At 41.9% G+C, this 23,213-nt stretch carries 15 protein-coding genes; 5 read left to right on the top strand and 10 right to left on the bottom strand.

Going from position 1 to position 23,213, the window contains the following annotated elements; all coding sequences use genetic code 11:
* Positions 1-43: 43 nt before the first annotated feature.
* The 5 genes from HC246_RS23495 to HC246_RS23475 all read right to left on the bottom strand — a co-directional run bounded on the left by HC246_RS23495 (position 44) and on the right by HC246_RS23475 (position 5,099).
* Entirely contained in the window at positions 44-250 is a 207-nt protein-coding gene (locus HC246_RS23495) for a hypothetical protein (protein ID WP_169365837.1), read from the bottom strand.
* Between the two features lie 463 nt (positions 251-713).
* On the bottom strand, positions 714-1,508 hold the full coding sequence (locus tag HC246_RS23490) for an FHA domain-containing protein (RefSeq protein ID WP_169365836.1): 795 nt from the start codon (positions 1,506-1,508) through the stop codon (positions 714-716).
* A 74-nt stretch (positions 1,509-1,582) separates the two neighbouring features.
* A complete protein-coding gene (locus tag HC246_RS23485; protein ID WP_169365835.1) occupies positions 1,583-2,863 on the bottom strand; it encodes a vWA domain-containing protein in 1,281 nt (426 codons plus the stop codon).
* Entirely contained in the window at positions 2,864-3,247 is a 384-nt protein-coding gene (locus tag HC246_RS23480; protein ID WP_169365834.1) for a response regulator transcription factor, read from the bottom strand.
* A gap of 382 nt (positions 3,248-3,629) precedes the next feature.
* On the bottom strand, positions 3,630-5,099 hold the full coding sequence (locus HC246_RS23475; protein WP_169365833.1) for an adenylate/guanylate cyclase domain-containing protein: 1,470 nt from the start codon (positions 5,097-5,099) through the stop codon (positions 3,630-3,632).
* A gap of 526 nt (positions 5,100-5,625) precedes the next feature.
* On the opposite strand from HC246_RS23475, the gene HC246_RS23470 reads away from it, so the two are divergent.
* Positions 5,626-6,444 (top strand): vWA domain-containing protein, encoded by an 819-nt coding sequence (locus HC246_RS23470; RefSeq protein ID WP_225903099.1) that lies wholly within the window; start codon positions 5,626-5,628, stop codon positions 6,442-6,444.
* 41 nt (positions 6,445-6,485) lie between these two features.
* Here HC246_RS23470 and HC246_RS23465 read toward each other — a convergent pair whose 3' ends face one another.
* The 5 genes from HC246_RS23465 to HC246_RS23445 all read right to left on the bottom strand — a co-directional run bounded on the left by HC246_RS23465 (position 6,486) and on the right by HC246_RS23445 (position 13,127).
* Positions 6,486-7,322: a septal ring lytic transglycosylase RlpA family protein gene (locus HC246_RS23465; RefSeq protein ID WP_169365831.1), complete on the bottom strand. Its 837-nt coding sequence runs from the start codon at positions 7,320-7,322 to the stop codon at positions 6,486-6,488.
* Between the two features lie 1,061 nt (positions 7,323-8,383).
* Positions 8,384-9,256 (bottom strand): pentapeptide repeat-containing protein, encoded by an 873-nt coding sequence (locus HC246_RS23460; RefSeq protein ID WP_169365830.1) that lies wholly within the window; start codon positions 9,254-9,256, stop codon positions 8,384-8,386.
* Between the two features lie 136 nt (positions 9,257-9,392).
* Positions 9,393-10,466, bottom strand: a complete 1,074-nt coding sequence (locus HC246_RS23455; protein WP_169365829.1) for a glycosyltransferase family protein — start codon at positions 10,464-10,466, stop codon at positions 9,393-9,395.
* Between the two features lie 90 nt (positions 10,467-10,556).
* Positions 10,557-11,651, bottom strand: a complete 1,095-nt coding sequence (locus HC246_RS23450) for a GGDEF domain-containing protein (protein WP_169365828.1) — start codon at positions 11,649-11,651, stop codon at positions 10,557-10,559.
* Between the two features lie 375 nt (positions 11,652-12,026).
* Positions 12,027-13,127 (bottom strand): DMT family transporter, encoded by a 1,101-nt coding sequence (locus tag HC246_RS23445; protein ID WP_169365827.1) that lies wholly within the window; start codon positions 13,125-13,127, stop codon positions 12,027-12,029.
* Positions 13,128-13,962: 835 nt separating this feature from the next.
* Here HC246_RS23445 and HC246_RS23440 point away from each other — a divergent pair.
* From HC246_RS23440 to HC246_RS23425, 4 genes are all read left to right on the top strand, one after another.
* Positions 13,963-14,262 carry an HU family DNA-binding protein gene (locus tag HC246_RS23440; RefSeq protein WP_169365826.1) on the top strand — a complete coding sequence of 100 codons (300 nt, stop codon included), beginning with the start codon at positions 13,963-13,965 and terminating at the stop codon, positions 14,260-14,262.
* A 103-nt stretch (positions 14,263-14,365) separates the two neighbouring features.
* Positions 14,366-16,267, top strand: coding sequence for an AAA-like domain-containing protein (locus HC246_RS25660; protein WP_211167934.1), 1,902 nt, complete (start codon positions 14,366-14,368; stop codon positions 16,265-16,267).
* Complete coding sequence (locus tag HC246_RS23430; RefSeq protein WP_169365825.1) at positions 16,268-19,276, top strand: CHAT domain-containing protein; 3,009 nt, start codon at positions 16,268-16,270, stop codon at positions 19,274-19,276.
* A 196-nt stretch (positions 19,277-19,472) separates the two neighbouring features.
* Complete coding sequence (locus HC246_RS23425) at positions 19,473-22,997, top strand: AAA-like domain-containing protein (RefSeq protein ID WP_169365824.1); 3,525 nt, start codon at positions 19,473-19,475, stop codon at positions 22,995-22,997.
* Positions 22,998-23,213: the final 216 nt, after the last annotated feature.

The raw sequence follows: 23,213 nt of genomic DNA, 5'->3' as shown, positions 1-23,213 counted from the left end.
CTCAGAATCTATTACATCGTCATATCTTTAGGACTAATCAAAATTAGTTTAAGCAATTACGCCAGTTCAATTCCGCAGCTAAAAAAATCGCGTTAACGTAAACTTTTTGATTATCCTTATCAACTCCAGACACAATCCAGTTAATAACTCTTCCATGCTGTTTTAGCTCATCTTGAATCGCTTGATAGAGCGTTGAAACTGTGTAGTGATTATGCATGTCAATTTCGAGTTTGAGTAGCTGCGTATCCATAACTAATATCTCCAGCAACGATAGGACTAGCAAATCTATAGAATGAAGCCTCAACTGACTAAGAATACAATGCTTATGATTTTGGTGTTTTAGGAATTGATGAATTTATATTTGGACATCATCTAAACCAATAATTTTTCAACGATAAACTGTATTATTCTGTAATACAACTAATGTGATTGAGAATACAGGTATTACATCAATATCGAATTAAATTTAAGTATATGATAACGCTTATAAAAGTTGTTTATTAAATAGTTTTCTTTATTTAACAAATTAATTACAGAGATAGATGAGACAAATCAAAACCCAAAATAAAAGTGGCGCTTTGCGCCACTTTTATTTTGGGTTTTATGTCCTAAGCAACCCCAAAAGCTGTGGCGCACGCGTAGCGTGCGCCACAGCTTTTGACTCTGGTTTTTAATTATGCCCAGCTACTTATAAAAATTGCTAAAGCTGAAAATCAAGAATTAAGTTGGAAAATAAAACTGACTTTATCACCCTTGCCTAGAGAAATGCGATCGCCTGCTCTGAGCTTATGACGATTGCCCGCAGGTAGGGGCAAGTTATTGATATAAGTTCCATTAGAGCTACCCGTATCTTCAAAATAAAAAGATCCACCCTCGGTGCGAATATCCGCATGAATCCGCGAAACAATATCAGAATCAGGAAAGCCAGAGACATCTATATCAGGTGGAATTACCGTATTGGGCTTGCCGATATGCACAACAGGTAAATGGGGAGGAATTTCAATAGTTAGGTTGGTCTGTACATGGAGCAACGAAGCAGCAAATTGCTGTAACTGAGTTTTTGGGCTTACAGATGCAGGAATATTTGCAGGAGCAGTACTTGGCTCAACAGCTACAAATAGTTCTTCCTCGTGAATATTGGGAGCAGTTTGTACCTCTTGGCTATTCGCGGCTAAGTTTGCCGCAGCATTGCCTTCAGTTGTCTCGTCGGGTAGAGAATTAGACATAGCGCTTGAAGTGGGGATTACAGGGAAAATTTCAGTTGACAGATTGATGGATGGCGATGGATCGGTTGTGCCGCTTCCTAAATTAACTTCTGGCGGATGACTCCCAACCTTAGCTGTACTCAAATTAAATCCACAATGACCACAAAACTTCGCATCCGATAATACTGTTGCATTACAGCTAGGACATTGCACGCTTTTGACAATGGGTAATGGAGTAAAGCAGGCTTCACAGTTTACCGCTCCGTCAGGATTGGAATGAGCACAGTTAGGGCAGGTGATCATAAGAGCAACTTAAATAAATAAAACTTGAAGGAAAACTGACAACAGGAAAGAGAAAGAAATTTCTGTAGCAATTTCTATGTATTAGGCTCGGGCGGTGCTTGCAGTACAGTTTTGGAAGCAATTCGTGTCTTTTTGCGATCGGCTTCACTGAGGAATGTACCTGATTGTAGACGGGTAGCGTTATTCTGCAAGATTGTCGAGGCATTATGATCACCCATTTGCAATGCGGTTTTTGCCGCAGACTGCAACATTGTTGCTGCACCAGTACGATCGCCTTCTTGCAGTTTTTGTTCCGCAAGCTGAGTCTGTCGATATTTGGCTAGAGCCAATACATAATTTTGTACCTGTGGATCGACCTGAGGATTAAAGTCTTGAACTAGCTCGGCGGCGATCGCCACAGATGGTGAGAGCGTATTAACTTGTCCTTGCGAGGGTATGTCATAACGGACTTGAGCGGACAAAATAGGAATTTCTGAGCTATCTGGATAACTCGTAATATAGCTAGCAGGGCTGATGTAGAGATTAAATAGCACCACTCGTTCCACATCAGTCATCAAATCTCCCAACCTGACAATAATGGCATCACCTTCGGTTTGATAGGATAGCTCGATGGTGTCTGGGGCAACTTGGGCGATCGGCTTTAATTCGGCAAGCCTGACATGGGGGGCAAGTTGCAAAATTAAATGGGCATTGGTCAAGCCGATCGCTTGAACACGCCTTAATAATTTCTGAAATTCTGCTCCAGCCGCTTCAGGTGATGGAATATATGCCATTGCGCCACCACCAGCATCAGCAATACGTTCTAGCACATCCTGATTCCAGCTATCACCAAAACCGAGACTATGTAGAGTCATGTTGTATTCTGTGGCTAAGCGTGAAAACTGGAAACAGCGTTCATTATCCCCATGCTCATTTTCGCCATCCGTTAACACGAATAGCTGACTTACAGTGCCATCTTTGCCCTTACTGGTTTCTTGTAAACCCAGTTTAATACCGTCATCAATGCAAGTCCCCCCTGATGCTTTGAGGGATTGAATCTTCTCTTTGATGGAAGCGATCCGCTCAACTAGCTGATTTTCCACTACGACCTTAGCCTTATGGTCAAAGCCAATTACACTAATGCGATCCTGTGGATACATTTGATCGACTAGATCTTGGGCAGCGCGTTTGACCGTCTCTAGCGGCTGTCCCCCCATGGAACCACTATGATCTAGTACAAGACACAGGTTTAAAGGAGCATTGCTGCTAGTACTAGAAGAGCTAGCGGATACAGCGATCGCTAATTGGCGCTGACTACTGCCTTGATGGCTATCGAGATGGCGATCGCTTAACTTACAGGTCAGGTTTACGCTCATTTAAGCTTCTATCCCTAGAATTTCACAGGACTTTTCTAAAATTTCATCAGGGTCAAAGGGTTTAGTCATATAAATATCTGCCCCAACATCCTTACCCCGATCGCGATCGAACTCTTGCCCCTTAGCAGTCAGCATAATAATGTAGACATCGCTTAAGCTGGCATCACTTTTGACGGTTTGACATACTTCATACCCATTCATCTTAGGCATCATGACATCTAAGAAGACTAGGTTCGGTTTTTCCCTCTGAATTACCTCTAGTGCTTCTACACCATTGGTTGCGGTTAATAGCTCTACGTCATAATCTTCCAACTCTTCCAAGGTTTGCTCTAACAGCAAACGAATGTGAGGCTCATCATCAACGATTAATAGCTTCTTAGACATTTTAAAGACTTTGAGGTTTCTCAAAACTAATGTATCACTTACAGCGCTTTGCGCTCAAAAATAATCTGTTTGACCTGATTAACTAATGCAATTGACTATGACAATTTGTCTTGGTTCCTGAATACAGTAATTTACATTTTCTTAAAACCCCAATAAATTTTCAAAAAGCTTGCTTTGCAAGCTTTTTGAAAATTTATCTATACGACATAAAACCTAAATAGACTGTAAGTAATGTGAGTTTGGAAAAATTTAAAATAGGCTTTGAGAGAGGGTTTGCGTAGCAAACCCTCTCTCAAAGCCCGAAATCAAAAGCCTTGCTTAGCAAGGCTTTTGATTTTGGGGTTGTAAAATTTGCAAGCTTAACTCGAACTGAAGTTAAGTACTAGTAAATAACTTCAAAAATTTCTACTAAATTCTTTTTACCTTTGACGGGTAAAGTTCCAAACTCGCGAAATTGAAAACTGGACTGTGTTGCTTCATAAACACTACGGGTTACTAAAATTTGTCCTCCTTGCGCCAAGCCTTGCAAACGTGAAGCAATATTCATCTCATCGCCGATCGCAGTGTAGTCCATATGTTGTGGTGAGCCGATATTACCCACAATCACATCTCCAGAGCTAATCCCAATCCCTGTAATAAAGTTTTCCCGAATCCAATCAATCGGCAATTCTTTGATACGCTTTTGCATATTAATCGCGGCTGCGATCGCCCAATATTCCCGATCGGCGATCGCCGAAGGTGCACCAAACATTGCGACGATCATATCGCCTACAAACTTATTGACTGTTCCCTGATTCGTAAAAATCACATCCACCATTTGGGTGAAATACTCATTCAAGTATGCGACTAGTTGCTCTGGCTCTAGTTCTTCACATTTCGTTGTGAAATTGCGAATATCGGAAAACAACATAGCAATTCTTCGCTTACTCGTGGTGAGGGACACTTCACCTGCATCATTGATGACAGCTTGAGCAACCTGAGGTGAGAGGTATCTTTCTAAATTGTTTTTGATTCTCTCTTCTTGCAGTTTGCTTTCATGGAGTAAGGCATTCTCAATGGCTCCAGAAGCTTGAGTGACCAATGCAGTAAATAACTTAAGATCTTGAGATGTATAACTAATAGGCTCGGAATTACTGATATTGACGACACCTAAACTGCGATCCTTAGTGAGAATTGGTGCACAAATTAACGCATAGGAGTGATTCTCATTAACGATGATATAGCGTGGGTCTTTAGTAGCATCATTAACTAATTCTGGTTTGCCCGTGGTAAAGACATACCCTGCAATTCCTTTATCAACTGCAAATTTTAAACTTCCTATCCGTTCAGCAGTACCTTTAGCCGCAATGATCTCTAGCGAATTATCGTGCTGATTATGGAGCATAACCGATGCACTAGTACATCTGATCAACCGACTCGCTTCCTCTATTACTAGAGTCCCGATTTCCTTAACATCTAGGCAGCTAGACATTTTACTAGCGATCGTATAGAGCAGACTAATCTCTCGATATTTATCTAGAGCATCTGCTGCAAGGGTTTTTCTTTCAAACTCACGCTTAACTATATAGTTTAAAAAATCAGCAACCTGCTTAGTCTGTTCATTTCCAATTACCCAACCTAATACTTCTTCATCCAGTAAAATTGGAACCTTGGTGACATTACTTGGATAGTCATAAGCGTGATTAAATTCAGCTTGTGATGACTTATTTACTTCTATGCCAAGGTCTGCAACTAGGACTTTCCCTTTTTGATCTTGAATCGTGATTGGGGAAGTATGTGTTGTAATTAATCCTCTCAATAGGGACAATACTTCTCCTTTTAGAAGAATCTTGCTGAGATTGATGGATGGCATAGGTTAAGAATTGTATAGTTATGACGTTGAAAACTAGTGCCGCTTGGTGCTGCTTGTCCTACTTATCATCATAATAACTAACAAAATAGAATCAATCGCCATAATGCTGAGAAAGCAGATATAGCTCAAGTGAATTACGAGTTTGTTTCCCCGCCGAAGGCGGGGAAACAAACTCTCCCATAGCATTTTGGTTGTTCGTTATAGTACTGCATTGATTCTTACAAAGCTTTGCACTCAAAACCAAACCAAGAGATTTTTTAAAAGTGTTGCTTTGCAGCACTTTTAAAAAATCTCTTGGTTTGGTTGATCGATAGTTACTCTAGGATTGCCGTGAATAGATTGCTTAGGATAAATAGCTGAATTTTGATTGGGAAAAGGTTTATTGAGCTTACCTTTGCTAGACTGAGGTTAACTCTTGAGACATAAATAAATTAAGGAATCGGGTAAGTTTAATATGCCTTACTCAGCAGAGATCAGTCGTCGCCAACCTAGTTGTTTTCTTTTTCTAATCGATCAATCAGGATCGATGGCAGACGCATTTTCTAGTGAAAGTGCAAGTAAGGGAACAGCCAAAGGCGCAAATGAAAGCTTACACAAAACTAGTGAACCGATCCAAAAAGCTCAGGCTGTTGCCGATGCGGTCAATCGTTTGCTTGACTCTTTAGGACAGCGCTGTGTTAAAGGTAATGAGATTTACGATTATTTTGATGTGGGTGTCATTGGTTATAACAGTGAAGTTGCCTCAGCGCTCAATGGTATTGCTGGCGATCAGGTGATCGCGCCCATTGGCAAAATCTACGAAAATCCAGCCGAATTGGAGAAACGCGCTCAAAAATTACCCGATGGAATGGGTGGTTTAGTTGAAGTTTATAATGACTTTCCGATTTGGTTTAAGCCTGTAGCAAGTGGTGGTACAGCGATGTGCAGCGTATTTGCGATGGCACGACTTTTGTTAGAGGAATGGATTGAAAAACATCCGAATAGCTATCCACCAACGATTATCAACATTACCGATGGCGAATCGACGGATGGTAATCCCACGGAAGAGGCGATGCATCTCAAAAAATTGGGTACTTCCGATGGTTCTGTTCTGCTATATAACATTCATCTATCTGCCGAGTATACTCAGCCAGTTTCTTTTCCCAATACTGTGGAAGTATTGAGCGATCCCTATGCTCGGTTAATGTTTGAACTATCAAGTCCTCTTCCCTATGCTGCCCAAAAAGCGGCTGAGAAAGAAGGTTATAAAATTGCGCCTGATGCTAGAGCTTTTATGTTTAATGCTGATCCTGTCAAGTTAATTCAATTTCTCGATATTGGCACTCGGACTGAAAATCTCAGATAAAAACGCGGCGCATTGCGCCGCGTTTTTATTTTTTATATCAATTATCTCAATGGTGCAAGTATTGTTGCCGTAACTGGTACAACGCCAACTTCATCGCTATTTAGTGCGATCGCTGCGGCATGGGATAAATCGAGACTGCGATCGCCCACGTAGGGACCGCGATCATTGATTCTCACAACTACAGATCTACCATTTTGGCGATTAGTAACTTTGAGGTAAGTGTCAAAAGGCAAGCTGGGGTGAGCAGCCGTAAAATCCTGTTGTTCAAACTGTTCTCCTGAAGCAGTCTGTCTACCTTGGAAATAAGGACCATACCAAGAAGCAATACCATCAATTTTTTCGTTAGTAACTGTTAATTGATACATTTGCTTTTGGGCTTCAACGAGAGTCATTGGCTCTGCCCCAGCCGCAACTCTGAGATTATTAATCCATTGGGTTAGACTCAGCGAAGGATTCACCACTTCGGATTTAGGAATTCTAAATAGGATTGTATTTTTATATTTACCAAGGTATTCGCCATTCACTACCAATGGCTCAAGTTGCCTGGGATCAAAGTCAGGTGTGTTGAGAATAACAGCAAGTTTAGCTGTAGCGATCGCTGCTCTAGGCAAGTCTTTAACCTCAAAAGTAGGCTGCTGATTGACCGTAATTATCCATTCATTAGCGGTCTTTGCCTGAAATTCGATGATGTATTTGGGTTTAGCATCATTTGAGGGTTTTTGACTCGATTGTTTATTTGTCGAGGATTGCTCTGGCGAAATTTGATTGAGATCATAGTTGATTTTATTGTCAGCTAGATCTGCCGCAAATATTGGAGATGTGACGCTAGAAGCTAATGAAATCAAGGATATTGCCCATAATTTAGATAAACTAGACATAGATTGTAAATATTATTAAGCAAAGATGTTCGTTAAAAAAATCAGACTGTAGATAATAAGAAAACATTTATTTTGAATTTCCCAAATAAGTGTTTTGGGATAACAATTAGGAACAAATTAAATGATCTCTTTTTTGAAAAAATTGCATCTAAAGCCAGAAAAATGTTTAAGTATAATTACTGTTGTTTTAACCTACGATATTAGCGGGGATCATAAATCATCCTTTAGAAAGATATAAAAATAGGATTATTCTAATTACTGCAATACTTCAGTTAAAACTTGTTAAACATCCCTTCCGTTATCGTATTTAACTGCTTAATAATTATTGATATATAATGATTGAAGCCTATATTTATTGGTCGTTTAAGTCTTTGGCATTTCTATAATTTATGACTGCTAAACGAACCCATCATCTATATCAAACCCACAAAATTAAATTTGTCTTAAATTTGTAGGCTGCTTATACAAAAATTGTGGGTTATTTGCGTAAGTAGCTTGGCATAATTAAAAACCAGAGCCAAAACCTGTGGTGCACGCGCAGCGTGCACCACAGGTTTTGGGGTTTTATTATTTAATTGCACCTGCCTACTTAGTTAAAGTTTTTGTCAAAAGCCACTCAATCTTTTGCACATGATTTTGCGATCGCTGCAAATTAATGTTTTTTACAGCAAGTCAAGCAATTTTGCGGATGTATAGTCGATTTTTTGTTGATACCTTATTGTAATGTCTCGGATAATTCCTCTATAGCGTGGATTGCTAACTCAAACTTGGCAATACCCGCTATTTTTATTAGCACTAAATTTCAAGGGACAAAATGTTTTGCTGCTAAGCTTGGGGCTTTGCTATAGCAATGTAGGAGATATCTAGGACAAATCAAAACCCAAATAAGTGAAGGCGGCACGAAGTGCCGCCTTCACTTATTTGGGTCTTATGTCCTAAGCAAAACTTACATTGCTATGTTAATTGAAGTACCTGAGGCTTCGACTCCGCTCAGCCAACTTTAGCTGAGCGAAGTCGAAGCTAGATAACTTTGGTGGGAGATTTTTCTATCCGCAAGAGCCTTATGGCATGTAGAGAGAGCCATTGGGCATCGTTGCACCCTTGAGTTTAACGTTGGTTAGCTTGACCATTATTTTTTCGCCAAAACCTACCTTTGCTCCAGTCAGGTTTGCACCACTTAAGTCTGCGCCACTTAGGTCTGCACCAATTAAGTTAGCTCCGCGTAGATCCGCATTTTGGAGATTAGCTTGGAATAGATTAGCTCTAAATAGATTTGCCCCTTGTAGATTTGCCCCTTGAAAGTTGACACGGTGGAGAAATGCATCGGTTAAGTCAGCATTACTGAGATTGGCATAGCTGAGATTCCTACCTTCAAGATATTTTTCGCGTAAATTTGCTCCACGGAAATCCGCTCCAGTGAGATCCGTCGTTTTAGGACTCTGTTGTGGCTCTGATGATGGATTACGTTGGGGCGGCTCAGGCTGGGGATGTTTACTGGTTTGCTGGCGTGCTTGATAAGACTGATAGGGTTGATAGGACTGAGATTGCGATCGCGATTGATAGGAATAATAACGTTCCGAAGTACGTTCCGAAGTGCGATCTGAAGTACGGTCTGCTGCTTTTTGTTGAGTATAGCCTTGAGAAGCACTTTGGTATTTACTGTGATATTTAGTTTGGTGTTGATGAGTTTGTTTATTTTGATGCGAATATCTTTGGGAACCTGATACTTTTTGTTCAGCAGCTTTTCGCAAGCTATCCCTTGCATGGTTAATTTCTTTTAGTTTTTCCTGTGCTTGTAGTTGTAGCTGCACATTCTCTCTGGGGATGCGATCGGGATGCCATTGCATAGCCAGCGCTTTATAAGCTTTGTTGACATCTTCTAAGGTCGCGTTAGATGTCAAACCGAAGAGTTGGTAGCATTGATCGATTTCCATAGTTTGTCGATTCCACAGCGACAGAGATTTTGATTTTACGCTGGCGATCGATCCCAAGTGTATCAAAACAGGCAAGTCATAAATGCCTCGGCAAATTTAATTCGTTAGATAGAGATACAACTTGGGATTTCTTAGTTTAGGCGAAATAGTCCAAAATCGCTTGATTAATAGTTTCTTCTCCATGCATATCTAGCTGTTTTGCCTCTGCTAAATCTGGAGGGAGGAAGGTTGCATTGAGAAATGACCAATCACCTTCATAAAACTCTTGGGGCGAAATAATCAAATGTTCTGAGTAGTTCTTTACTCCAGCTATTAGGGTTTCAGCCTCTAAAAATCCTTCACGGGTCAGACAAACAACGGGAACTCCAACGCGCAGAGCTTCCGCTAATGTGCCATACCCCGGTTTCGTGACGACACGATCGCATACCACCATCAGATCCACAGGACGAAGGCGATCGCAATTGGCTTTAGTCAAATTTGGTAGGTCAGGAGCGCCTCGATCAAAAGTGATAAATTGCCATTCGGGAAACTTAGCGAGATTTTGATAGGGAATCGATTGCAAACTCAACCCCCCAAAGGTGAGCAGAGCCGTAGGGCGATCGCCATCTAAATTAAATTTTTCACGTAAATATTCAGGGGAATGGTTCGGCTTTGCGCCAGTTAGTCCCACATTTTGAATATTGGGGAAACTAGTCATGGGTTCCGCAAAGGGTAAGCGAAATAGGCGATCGCAATGGCTGTAGTTTTCCGATAGGCGATCGGCAAGTTCTGCATACTTACCACCCCAATCACGATAGATAAAGTCCCAGCCAAAGTTGCCTGCCATCCAACAAGGAATCTTCGCTGCTTTGGCAATTTCCGTCAGCATGGGAGGAATATCCCCAAAAATTAAATCAACCTTGTTCTCTTGCAAAAATTTCACTTCTTTAGTAATTAAGTCTGCCTGTTGCTCGTGAATTTTTTGCCATGCCGCAAAGGTTGCTTCTTGATCAGTAACTAAACTATCTATCTGGATTACGCCCACATCAAACACTCGTTGATGGTAAATAAAATCACCTGCGATATATTCCTCCAATAACCAACGTGGAGCCGTCGTCGCAATGATTAACTTAATATCAGGCGATCGCTGTTGCAGATCAGCAAGGACAGCCGCAGTGCGCGTCGCATGACCAAAGCCATGATTGGTAATTGCAGTATATAAAATGGGCATGAATTTAGTTGAGCTGATTATTGTTAATGATTGAAATGTAATGATGTTTAATGCTAGGCACAGCACATTATCCTTTACATTTAGAGTTACTTAAACGGCGATCTCAAAGCGATTGCGCCCATTCTGTTTAGCTTGATATAGAGACGCATCAGCACGTTTAAACAATGAGTCAGTTGTATCATCTGGTCTTGATGTAGCAATACCAATACTAAACGTCACATGACCAACTTTTTCGTAAACCCATTCAGAATTTCGTTCGTATAGACGCTCGGCTAAATGACAGGCTGTCTGCAAATCAGTTTTCTGCAAAATCACGATAAATTCTTCGCCGCCCCATCTTCCTAATATGTCGGAATCACGAAGATTCTGACGCAAAAAATTGGCAAGACAGATCAGTACACGATCGCCAACATCATGACCAAAAGAGTCGTTAACTTCCTTAAAATGATCAATATCTAATACAAATATTGTTAGATGAAAATTTTCTATTTTTGCTAATTCCAGTAAATGATCGAGGGACTGAGTAGCAAATCTTCTATTTGTAATACCTGTGAGGTAGTCGGTTGTTGCCGCAACTGACATATTTTCAGCTTGAGTCTTTATTTGCACAAGTTGTTCTTTTAAAAGAGCTATTCCTAAAAGCATTAAGATATAAATTGGATGAGCAAAACAGACCACCATTGCTGTTAGATATATTTGGGTTGATGCTAAATCAGGAACATACTGAATGAACCTATACGAAACAATGGGGATGACTAAGGATGTATAAAACAAGCCTGAAGCGATAATAGCATTGCGAATTTCCAGCATAATAAATGCTGATATATAGACCATCGGTAGCCATTGTAAGAATGTGGCGACGCTATATAGATCGGCAATAAACAAAGGTAGACCAAAAAGCATTGCTTGAAAATCAACAAAGCAGTAGCTAGCAAAAGTAGTAAAGGTAATATACTCAACTTTTCTTAGGCTTTTGGGCTTTAGATGCAACCAGAATGCACTGATACCAAATACTGCAATCATGATTGGGTAAGCAATGCGATCTATTGGATTTATATGTGATTCCAATGCTTCTATCCACCATGTTCCTACGATCGCTAAAACGGCAAAGGTTAAAAATACCTTCATCAAAATGGCCTTGAGATCGTAAAGCGATCGCAGATATTTGGGTTTGATTCGATCCATAGAAATCGCACAAAGTATCAGTTTAAGCAACTGCTTAAAATTCTCAAATATATCAAGATGAGATACTTTAATTAAAATAAAAAAATATATTGTGTTGAAGATGCTGCTTTTCTAAACTTTCAACAAAAATATAGTGATTAAGCCCAGTTTCTTATTCTTAACGTCAGTTTGGGTTAAGCTGATAAATTTTAAAAGCCCCAAAATAAAAGCCTTGCTAAGCAAGGCTTTTATTTTGGGGCTTTGAGAGAGGGTTTGCGTAGCGACCCCTCTCTCAAAGCTCGTTTCAAACTATCCTGAACTCGCGTTATTCTTAACTGCGGCGAGAATTTCATATGTCACAAATGGCGAAAAATGGTAAGAAATGGCAAGCACTTATTACCATTTTCCGCGTTCATCAAACTGACGTTCGTTGATTAGGGATTCATTAACAGGTTGTTGCAAAATTGGCACAGCAGAACTAACCGCCACTTGCTCAGCCGCAGTCAAAATTTTAGATTCCGTCATTGTTTCAGATTCAGAATTTGCTTCACTGCTATCTGATTCTGAGCCACGTACACTGACAAGATAAATACTCGTTAGCGTCAAAATCACACCAATCCATTGCACTAAAGTCAGATTTTCACCAAGAAAGAGACTGCTAAACATCAGCGCAAATACTGGTGTCGAGAAGGTCAGAGCGCTCAAGGTGGTCAAACTTCCTGACGATGCAAAAAAGAAAAATAATCCATAGGCGATCGCACTACCCATAATCGCCATATAAGCCATGCCTAGCCATCCCCAAGCAGTCACATCTTGCCATTGATGCTGCTCGATCTGGTTAGAAATAAGTAATAAAGGTAAACCCCCAATCACCATATGCCAACCTGTCGCCATGACTGGATCGGCATAGCGCACTACAGGTCTAATTAAAATTGTGCCGATCGCCATGGATAGTGATGCACCGAGCATAAACCACTCACCAAGGGTAAATACTCCTGCCTCTAAAACTGTGCTGAAATCTCCGCTTAACAACGCAGTCATTAGTTCCGATGGTAAGCCAATTAAGCCAATGCCAATTACCCCTACAAATAAACCAAGGGTTGCACCGATACCAATTTTTTCGTTATACAAAACTGCTGCTAGTATGGCAACTGCTAGAGGTTGCGAGTCAATTAGCAATGATCCAAGCCCTGCATTAGTTCTTACTAATCCCTGTGCTAAGAATCCTTGAAACATAGTGCCATCGACTAATGCAAACAAACTAATCCATAACCATGCTTGCCAACTTTTGGGCTGACTTCTACCAAAATAAGCTGCGCCAAGAATTAGTAATAAACCTGCGGGAATTAACCTAACTGCCGCCATAAACATGGGACTAGTTTGTGGTAGCAAAGCCTTCATCACGACCATCGCCGTTCCCCAGAGGAAAAATGGCGCAATTATGAGGGGAGACTGACGGGTTAGCTCATTGGTACTGGATGGCGTGGATGAATGCATATATGGTAAATGGAATGCAAAGTTTGATTGCGAAGATGCTAAGAAGCATTAACAATACTATCTTGTTCAAAACCTAGAATTTTGAATCATAACCAACAAAGTGATGAGAATCCATCTAAAAGTAGAGGTTTAGAAGTAGCGGAAGCCGCACTCATCCTAATTTCTGCCGATAAGTTTGCAAAGATATTTCTTCATAAGGGACTTGCTATAGATTAAAGTACTTGTGGCTTCGACTGCGCTCAGACAACGTTAGCTGAGCGTAGTCGAAGCTAGATAACTTTGGTGGGACATTTTTTATCCGTAAGAGCCTAACGTCAGTTCGAGTTAGGCTTACAAATTTTATAGGTCAGAAATCAAAAACCTTGATTAGCAGGTTTTTTGATTTCTGGCATTGAGAGAGGGGCTGCGTAGCAGCCCCTCTCTCAATGCCTACGGTGTATTCGTTTTAAATTATTCCGAACTTGCGTTACCTACTGATGGCGATTGTTGGTGGGGCAAGTTAGTAGAATTCAGCGATTTATCATAAAAATTTGAACTTTTGTGAAGTGCTTACCCTGTCTAGGTTACGCTGATTTATGATCTTGCTTGATTCTTGAAAAGCTCTCTGGAAGAGGATTTGACGGATTTGATCAAGAATTGCGGCAATAAGTAATTAGAAAAAACTGCTCAAATCCCTATAAATTAACCGTTGTGTATATACACAAGTGGCAAGTTGCTATTAGAATGATCAAACAGAAGTCATAGTCAGTGCGGCTTTCACTAAAAGCGATCGCACAAATATTTCTTTGACATTAAACTCATACTCACAAATCATCTATATATTAAGGGGAAACCTATGAACAAAGGTGAACTAGTTGATGCTATTGCTAAGAAAGCTGCTGAGAAGGGCTTGTCAGTCAACAAAAAGACTGCCGATGAAGTTCTCTCAGCAACCCTTGAAGTAATCATCGATACGGTAGCTAGCGGAGACAAAGTAACTTTGGTTGGCTTCGGTTCTTTTGAAGCTCGTGATCGCAAGGCCCGCGAAGGTCGCAACCCTAAGACTGGCGAAAAGATGGAAATCCCCGCCACCAAAGTTCCAGCCTTCTCTGCTGGTAAGTCTTTCAAAGAACAAGTCAGTCCTCCTTCTGACTAATTCTGATCTCAAAAGAGGAAGCGCTTAGCGCTTCCTCTTTTTTTTGTTGACAAGTACTCAAATAAACTTAAAACTAGATGAAAGTTTAGAGCTTTCTAAAAAAATGACTACCATCCTGTCCAATCGGTATAAAGTTCTCCGAGTGCTTGGCTCAGGTGGATTTGGTCAAACTTTTTTGGCGGAAGATACACAAATGCCATCGCGACGTATTTGTGTGATCAAGCAACTCAAGGCGATCGCAAATAATCCAGAAATTTATCAAATTGTGCGCGATCGCTTTCAGCGTGAGGCAGCAACGCTCGAAACTTTGGGTAAAGATAATTGCCTTGTGCCAGAGCTTTATGCCTCATTTTGTGAAAATGATGAGTTTTATCTGGTTCAGGAATGGGTTGATGGAAAGGATCTGAGCGATCTTATTCATACTGAGGGATGTTTTACAGAGCTTCAGGTCAAGAAACTTCTGCTAGATCTGTTGCCAACCTTAGAGCATATTCACGATCGCGGCATTATTCATCGTGATATTAAACCTGAAAATATTATTTTAAGAACTAGCGATCGCTTGCCAGTACTAATTGACTTTGGGGCAGTCAAGGCAACGTTGGCAACTGCGATGACGGCTCAAGGAGATGTGACTTGCTCAGTGGTGATCGGTACGCCTACTTTCATGCCGTCAGAACAGGCGATCGGGCGGGTGGGTTTTGCCAGTGATTTGTATAGCTTGGGCTTGACTGCAATTTATCTATTAACTGGGAAAATCAGTTCTGAACTTGATACTGATCCTCAAACTGGTGAACTATCGTGGCATCGCTATGCAGGTAATTTTAGTCCGTCTTTTGTGGCGTTTTTAGATAAGGCGATTCGGTTAAACTTTCGCGATCGCTATGCCACTGCTAACGAGATGCTAGTTGCTTTGCGAGAGATTCTTGACGAATCCACGACGATTGTGACCATACCGAAGCAACCATCATTGGATAATGATCATGCGATCGCTTTGGAATCGACGGAAGGTCAGGTTGCTATTAATTCGCACTTTTATATTGCTTCGGGCTATGAGTCACGCTGTTACGAGGAGATCAAAAAAGCGGGATCGCTATTAAGGATTAAATCGCCTCATCGCATGGGCAAGTCTTCGCTGATGGCAAGGGTGATTAATCATGCAGAGAGTCTTGGCTATCGCACAGTGGTTTTAAATCTAGAGCAAACCAATCAAAAAATCTTTGCCGATCCTGAAAAATTCATGCAATGGTTCTGCGCTTCTGTTGGTAAAGCTTTAGGTGTGCGGGTCAAGACTGAGGAATATTGGGATGATATTTTTGGCGCGAATGACAACTGTACCGACTATTTCGAGAAATATTTATTAGAAGGTAACGATCGCCCACTCATAATTGCCATTGATAACTTCGATCGCGTATTTAGCTATCCTGAAATCGAGACGGATTTTTGTGGTTTGCTGCGTGGTTGGTATGAGCGATCGCGCAGTCATCCATTGTGGGGCAAGTTGCGGTTGGTAATTGTCCATTCTCAAGAACCCTATGCCCAAAGAGACATTAATCAATCACCGTTTAATGTTGGTTTTCCTGTAGAACTGCGGGAATTTACCACTGATCAAGTAAGAGAACTAGTCAAGCGACATCAATTAAGTTGGTCAGAGGATGAGTTGCATCAATTTATGGAATTGATCGGCGGACATCCCTATTTAGTACGATCGGCGCTCTATCGAATTGCCTCGCAAGATATTACCTTAGAGGAGTTTTTGCGAACTGCGCCTACGGAAGCAGGAATTTACAGCAGTTACTTGATGGGGCATCTCAAAACCTTAGAAGACTATCCTGAACTTGGTGAGGCAATGCAAAAAGTAGTGATGGCGGATGCTCCCGTGCGGTTGCGATCAGAAATTAGTTTTAAGCTCGATAGCCAAGGGTTAGTATCCCGCATTGATAACGATGTCACGCCGAGATGTTTGTTGTATAAGTTATACTTTCGCGATCGCTTAGGAGGTAGTTAAGTGTCTAGCAATTTCCAATATCAAGTTGGCGGTAGCTTGCCGATTGATAATAATTCCTATGTGGAGCGGCAATGCGATCGCGAATTATTAGAACATCTCAGGGATGGCGAATATTGCTTTGTATTTAACTCGCGACAGATGGGTAAGTCGAGTTTGCGGGTGCGGACGATGCAAAGGTTGCAGCAAGAAGGCTTCGTCTGTGCAGTGATTGATCCGCAGACGAGGGGGACAACTCTGCGAGAGGATCAATGGTATGCGGGGACGATTAAGCGATTGATTGGTGATTTGCATTTAGAACAAGCGATCGACTTTCCCAAATGGTGGAAAGAACTCGATGCTCAGTCAATTTCGGTAGTGGAACGCTTTGATTATTTCATTGAGCAAGTTCTATTACCCAATATTCCCAACAAAATCACAATTTTTATTGAGGAAGTTGATAATCTACTCAGTCTCAAGTTTGATACCGATGGCTTTTTTATTCTAATTCGTTCTTTATATGAACGCCGTGCCGAGAAACCAGAATATCAGCGCTTGACGTTTGCTTTTTTGGGTGTTGCCACTCCGTCAGATTTGATACGAGACAGTGGCAGTTCAGCTTTTAATATTGGTCATGCTGTAGAAATGAATGGCTTTACACTGGGAGAAGCGGAACCTTTGGTGCAGGGTTTGGCTAGTCGAATTAGTGAGCCAGTGCCAATTTTGGCAGCGATTTTGAATTGGACAGGTGGGCAACCTTTTCTTACCCAAAAGCTTTTAAATTTAATTGCGACAGATAGTGATTTAGGGCAAGCTTCGCCCGATGCATTTGTAGAAGCAATCGTGAATGAGAAAGTGATTGAGAATTGGGAAGTACAGGATATTCCTGCACATTTGAAGACGATTCGAGATAGGATTTTGCAAAGTGATGAGAAGGGACGGGGTATGCTTTTGGGGCTGTATCAGCAGGTTTTGGATGCTGAAGGAATTCCCGACGATGAGAGTTATGAGCAGATGCAGTTGCGGTTAACAGGGTTGGTGGTGAAGCGTGATGGGCGTTTGATTGTTTACAATCCGATTTATGGAGCGGTGTTTAATCAAATATGGGTAAGTCGGGCGTTGGCAGATTTGCGTCCCAGTTTTTATGGTTCGGCTTTTCAGGCATGGCAGGAGAGCGATGAGCAAAAGGAGTCATTTTTATTGCGGGGTCAGGCTTTGGTAGATGCGGAGACTTGGGCGAAGGGGAAAAGATTGAGTGATGAGGATGAGCAGTTTTTGCGCGATAGTCGAGATGTGGAGAGACGGGCGATCACTTTGTCATTGGAGACAGAGAGGTTGACTCGGGAGGCGGCTGAGGAGGCAAATTTAATTTTGATAGATGCTGAACGTAATGCCACAAAGAAAGTTAAGACTGGTTCGGTAATTCTGATTTTTACTTTAGGAACTGCTTTACTTATCAGTGTATTTGCAGCGCAATTTGTTAGGAGCGCGACTGAACGTGCTGAAAAAGCTGATCGTGATGCTACAACTAAGATTCAAGAGGCTGAACTGGCAGTGAAAAAGTCAAATGCTCAAAAACAAGAGGCAGTAAAAAATGTACAATTTGCGCAATCACAATTAGATTTAAAAAATCGCCAAGTTTCAGAAGCTCAGGAAAATTTGGCTAATGCGGAGAAAAAGCTAGAAGCAGTTGATCGTGAATCAAAGGAGCAATTGGATCGCGCAAATCAAGAGGTTCAAGAAGCTAAAACAAGAGTATCTCAAGCGCTAAAAGAGCAACAACAAGCTCAGAAAGATGTAGAAGAACAAATAAGTAAATCGCAAGCTGAAGCTCAAAAAATTCAGTCAGAGATTGCAAAGAAAGAAACTGAATTTTCAAAATTGAGTGTTGAATTTAACTTGATTCAAAATCAAAAGAGACTGGCTGAGCAAGCAATTATTGAAAGTGTTGGTGATGCGCCAGCTAGAGTCGAACGTCAAACAGGACAAAGACCTGCAATTATTTATATGAGTTTTATTAATTCAGGAGTTGATAGCAAAGCAAATGATAGTCTTGGCATTTTAATGCTCACAGCACAAGGTCAAGTATCAAAACAAGTATCAATCAAAAATATAGAACTAATAGACCTTCTTCGAGAGTTTCGTCAAACAGTCACAGATTCAAGCAGCAATGATTTATTAGAGCCATCAGAAAAGTTATATAAACTTTTAATCAAGCCGATAGATTCAGAATTACAAAAGCAGAAAATAGACAATCTTGTTTTCATCACTGATCAAAAGTTAAGATATATTCCTCTAGCCGCACTTTATGACGGCAAGCAATTTTTAGTGGAAAAATATAGTATTGGAATTATGCCAGGTCTAAATTTGACTGACACTAGCTATGTAGATATTAGAAATGCTAACGTGCTAGTAACAGGCTTATCATTAGCCAAGAACATAGAAGTTCTAGGTAAAAAAATTTCATTTACATCAACTCCTTTTGTAGAGAAAGAACTAGCAATTATTAAATCTGAATGGAGTCCTAGATCTGAGTCTCTTTTAAATGAGGAATTCACACTAGAAAACTTTATGTCTCAAAGAAAAAGAAACTCTTTTCAAATAATTCATATAGCTTCACCTATTAGCCTTAACAGAGAAGAACCTGATAAATCTTTTTTCTTAATGTGGGATAGAGTAATTAAATTTAACCAGTTTAATCAGTTAGAAGTAGGGAGATTTCCAATAGAGTTATTAGTATTTAGTTCTTGTGAAAGTGGAATATCTCAAATTAAAATGGACGGAAGTGAGAATAAATTCGGTCTTGCAGGAAGAGTTATTCAATTAGGTGTAAAGTCTGTCATAGCAAGTTCTTGGAATGTCCATGACGAAGGGACAACAGTTCTAATGCAAGAATTTTATAAACAATTAAAAACTGCACCGACAAAATCAGAGGCATTTAGGCAGGCACAAATTTCAATGTTAAAAACTAGAAAAAATTTTTCTCATCCATATTATTGGGCTGGGTTTACAATTATTGGCAATCCTTGGTAAAGATTTTGATTATTAATCTTTGATGGCTAAAGATACCATATATCTCTCCACCAACCCCAACGCCACAGACAGCAACAGACAAATGTGTAGCATTGAATCACGAAAAAGGAAAAAATTGTTTTAGCTTTTCATCCTGCTGATGTCCGTCCCTATAATTGTCTATGCTACTGCTTAGAGTCATTGATATGATAACAGTATGACCACACCTTCTAGCAATTTCCAATATCAAGTTGGCGGTAGCTTGCCGATTGATAATAATTCCTATGTGGAGCGGCAATGCGATCGCGAATTATTAGAACATCTCAGGGATGGCGAATATTGCTTTGTATTTAACTCGCGACAAATGGGCAAGTCGAGTTTACGGGTGCGGACAATGCAAAGGTTGCAGCAAGAAGGGTTTGTCTGTGCAGTGATCGATCCGCAAAAAAAGGGGACGACGTTACGAGAGGATCAGTGGTATGCAGGAACAATTAGGGATCTAATTCGCGATTTAAATTTAGGATCAGCGATCAATTTTAAACAGTGGTGGAAGGATCTCGATGAGCAGTCATTTTCTTTGATAGAGAGATTCTACGAATTTATCAATCGCGTCTTATTGCCGAATATTCCTCAAAAAATTGCGATCTTTGTCGAAGAGATTGATACATTACTGAGTCTTACGTCCTTTGATTCCGATGGATTTTTTCTGTTGATTCGGTCTTTGTATGAGCAACGTGCCGAAAAGCCAGAATATCAGCGTTTGACCTTTGCTTTTTTGGGGGTGGCGACACCTGCGGATTTGATTAAGAACAAAGAGCGATCGTCGTTTAATGTTGGTTATGCGGTAGCGATGAGTGGCTTCCAGTTGAATGAAATAGAGTCTTTGGCTAGAGGTTTAGTAGGAAAAGTAAGCGATCCGCAGGCTTGTTTGGCGGCGGTATTGCATTGGACGGGTGGGCAGCCTTTTCTGACGCAGAAAATATTGACTTTTATTGCCGCAAAATCAGATTTTGAGCAAGGTTCGCTGGAGGAGATGGTACGAGCGATCGTCTTTGAGAAGGTGATTGAGAATTGGGAAGCTCAGGATAATCCCGCGCATTTGAAGACGATCAGGGATAGGATTTTGCAGAGTGATGAGAGGGGAAGGGGGAGATTATTGGGTTTGTATCAGCAGATTTTGGATGGTGATGGTATTCCTGCGGATGAGAGTTATGACCAGATGCTATTGCGATTAACAGGTTTGGTGGTGAAGCGCGATGGAAGGTTGATGGTTTACAACCCGATTTATGGGGCGGTGTTTAATCAGGCTTGGGTGAGTCGTGCTTTGGCGGATATGCGTCCGACTTTTTATGCTGAGGCGTTGCGGGTGTGGCAGGAGACGGATGAGGGTTTGAGGGATTCTTTTTTGTTACGGGGTCAGGCGCTGGAGGAGATAGAGGCATGGGCAAAGGGGAAGCGGCTCAGTGATGAGGACGATCGCTTTTTGCAGTCTAGTCGTGAGGTGGAGAAGCGAGAAAGTTATCTTAAACTAGAGGCAGAACAACAGGCGCGGGAGGTTGCGGAGCAGGAGAGGTTAATTGCGGTTCGGCAACAGGAAATAGCTGAGGAAGAGGCAAGGATTTTAGGTGATGCGAAGCAAAAGGCGGATCGCAGGGTGAAGGTGGGTTCGGCAATTTTGGCGGTGACGTTGGCTTTGGCTACGGGTGCGGGGTTATGGGCGGCGCGATCGGTGAATGAGGCGAATGCGTCCAAGAGGATTGCTAATGACATCAAGATCAAAGCTGATGCTGATAGAGACAAAGCTGGTAAGGAGCTTAGTAATGCCTTAACTGAGAAGCAGAAGGCGGATGCCGAAAAAGCTAAGGCTAATCAGGATTTAGTGAATACGCGCCGTGAGACGGAAAAGGTAAGGACAGAAAAAGAACAGGCAGATGCAGAAGTGGTCAGGGCAAAAGGCGAACTCTTGCAGTTACAGGAGGAGGCAAAGGCACAACTGGCAAGCGCTCAGGAAGAACTCAGAAAAGCCGAAGAGGGAACGGCGCGATCGGAGGCGGCGCGACAGGTGGCGCTGAATAATATTGCCTTGGCGGATCTCAAGCTAACTACGGTCAATGCTAAGGTTGCTCTGTTCGATAACCTCGGCATCGAGACGATGCTGCTGGCGGTGAGTGCCGCGCATAAGCTGAAGCAACTGCCTAGTCAGTCACAGCAGGGATGGCAGGAACTCCAACAGGATGTGACCACCCTGCTGCAACAGGCGACCTATCGCGTAGCCGAACGCAACCGCCTGCAAGGGCATACAGGTGGGGTCATAAGTGCGAATTTCAGTACGGATGGCAGCAAAATCATCACCGCTTCCTATGACAATACGGCGCGGCTGTGGGATGGGAAAGGGAATTTCATTGCCGAACTAAAAGGGCATACAGGTGTGGTCAATAGTGCGAATTTCAGTACGGATGGCAGCAAAATCGTCACCGCTTCCTCTGACAAGACGGCGCGGCTGTGGGATGGGAAAGGGAATTTCATTGCCGAACTAAAAGGGCATACAGGTGTGGTCAGAAGTGCGAATTTCAGTACGGATGGCAGCAAAATCGTCACCGCTTCCTCTGACAAGACGGCGCGGCTGTGGGATGGGAAAGGGAATTTCATTGCCGAACTAAAAGGGCATACAGGTGGGGTCAGAAGTGCGAATTTCAGTGCGGATGGCAGCAAAATCGTCACCGCTTCCTATGACAATACGGCGCGGCTGTGGGATGGGAAAGGGAATTTCATTGCCGAACTAAAAGGGCATACAGGTTCGGTCTATAGTGCGAATTTCAGTACGGATGGCAGCAAAATCGTCACCACATCCGAAGACAAAACGGCGAGGCTATGGGATGGGAAAGGGAATTTCATTGCCGACCTAAAAGGGCATACAGATATGCTCTGGAGTGCGAATTTCAGCGCGGACGGTAGTAAAATCGTCACCGCTTCCGATGACAAGACGGCGCGGCTGTGGGATGGGAAAGGGAATTTCATTGCCGAACTAAAAGGGCATACAGGTGTGGTCATAAGTGCGAATTTCAGTGCGGATGGCAGCAAAATCGTCACCGCTTCCTATGACAATACGGCGCGGCTGTGGGATGGGAAAGGGAATTTCATTGCCGAACTAAAAGGGCATACAGGTTGGGTCAATAGTGCGAATTTCAGTGCGGATGGCAGCAAAATCGTCACCACTTCCTCTGACAATACGGCGCGGCTGTGGGATGGGAAAGGGAATTTCATTGCCGAACTAAAAGGGCATACAGGTTGGGTCAATAGTGCGAATTTCAGTGCGGATGGCAGCAAAATCGTCACCACTTCCTCTGACAATACGGCGCGGCTGTGGGATGGGAAAGGGAATTTCATTGCCGAACTAAAAGGGCATACAGGTTGGGTCAATAGTGCGAATTTCAGTACGGATGGCAGCAAAATCGTCACCGCTTCCTCTGACAATACGGCGCGGTTGTGGGATGGGAAAGGGAATTTCATTGCCGAACTAAAAGGGCATACAGGTTGGGTCAATAGTGCGAATTTCAGTGCGGATGGCAGCAAAATCGTCACCGCTTCCTCTGACAAGACGGCACAGGTGTGGGAGATTGAGAGCGATCGCGATCGCCTTGTCAGTGGTTTATGCAATAAGCTCCAAGACTATCTCTCCACTAATCCCAACGCCACAGACAGCGACAGACAGATGTGTGGCATCCCTCCAAGGCAAAAGTAAAAAGGTAAAAGGTAAAAATTTGTAGAGGTTTTGCATTTGCGCCACCATTCCCAAATCAAGGAAAAAGTAGAAAGTCAAAAGGAAAAACGCGATTATTTCTGTTTTTTACTTTTTCCCTTTTACTTTTTCCTTGATTTGCTTTCACCGATAAATTGTCCCTGCGTTGTCAAGTATTGGGCAGAGCATTCCCAAACCAAGGAAACCTAAGAATTTAAA

Origin of the sequence: Pseudanabaena yagii GIHE-NHR1, assembly GCF_012863495.1 — a bacterium.
GTDB lineage: Bacteria > Cyanobacteriota > Cyanobacteriia > Pseudanabaenales > Pseudanabaenaceae > Pseudanabaena > Pseudanabaena yagii.
The sequence above is the reverse complement of the archived record's forward strand: the minus strand, read 5'-3'. Positions and strand labels throughout refer to the sequence as shown.

Excerpts from the sequence above, each read along its gene's own strand:
- HC246_RS23470 (WP_225903099.1), top strand. The coding sequence starts at position 5,626 with ATGGCAGACGCATTTTCTAGTGAAAGTGCAAGTAAGGGAACAGCCAAA.
- HC246_RS23480 (WP_169365834.1), bottom strand. The coding sequence starts at position 3,247 with ATGTCTAAGAAGCTATTAATCGTTGATGATGAGCCTCACATTCGTTTG.
- HC246_RS23495 (WP_169365837.1), bottom strand. The coding sequence starts at position 250 with ATGGATACGCAGCTACTCAAACTCGAAATTGACATGCATAATCACTAC.
- HC246_RS23425 (WP_169365824.1), top strand. The coding sequence starts at position 19,473 with ATGACCACACCTTCTAGCAATTTCCAATATCAAGTTGGCGGTAGCTTG.
- HC246_RS23465 (WP_169365831.1), bottom strand. The coding sequence starts at position 7,322 with ATGTCTAGTTTATCTAAATTATGGGCAATATCCTTGATTTCATTAGCT.
- HC246_RS23460 (WP_169365830.1), bottom strand. The coding sequence starts at position 9,256 with ATGGAAATCGATCAATGCTACCAACTCTTCGGTTTGACATCTAACGCG.
- HC246_RS25660 (WP_211167934.1), top strand. The coding sequence starts at position 14,366 with ATGACTACCATCCTGTCCAATCGGTATAAAGTTCTCCGAGTGCTTGGC.
- HC246_RS23490 (WP_169365836.1), bottom strand. The coding sequence starts at position 1,508 with ATGATCACCTGCCCTAACTGTGCTCATTCCAATCCTGACGGAGCGGTA.
- HC246_RS23440 (WP_169365826.1), top strand. The coding sequence starts at position 13,963 with ATGAACAAAGGTGAACTAGTTGATGCTATTGCTAAGAAAGCTGCTGAG.
- HC246_RS23445 (WP_169365827.1), bottom strand. The coding sequence starts at position 13,127 with ATGCATTCATCCACGCCATCCAGTACCAATGAGCTAACCCGTCAGTCT.
- HC246_RS23455 (WP_169365829.1), bottom strand. The coding sequence starts at position 10,466 with ATGCCCATTTTATATACTGCAATTACCAATCATGGCTTTGGTCATGCG.
- HC246_RS23475 (WP_169365833.1), bottom strand. The coding sequence starts at position 5,099 with ATGCCATCCATCAATCTCAGCAAGATTCTTCTAAAAGGAGAAGTATTG.
- HC246_RS23485 (WP_169365835.1), bottom strand. The coding sequence starts at position 2,863 with ATGAGCGTAAACCTGACCTGTAAGTTAAGCGATCGCCATCTCGATAGC.
- HC246_RS23450 (WP_169365828.1), bottom strand. The coding sequence starts at position 11,651 with ATGGATCGAATCAAACCCAAATATCTGCGATCGCTTTACGATCTCAAG.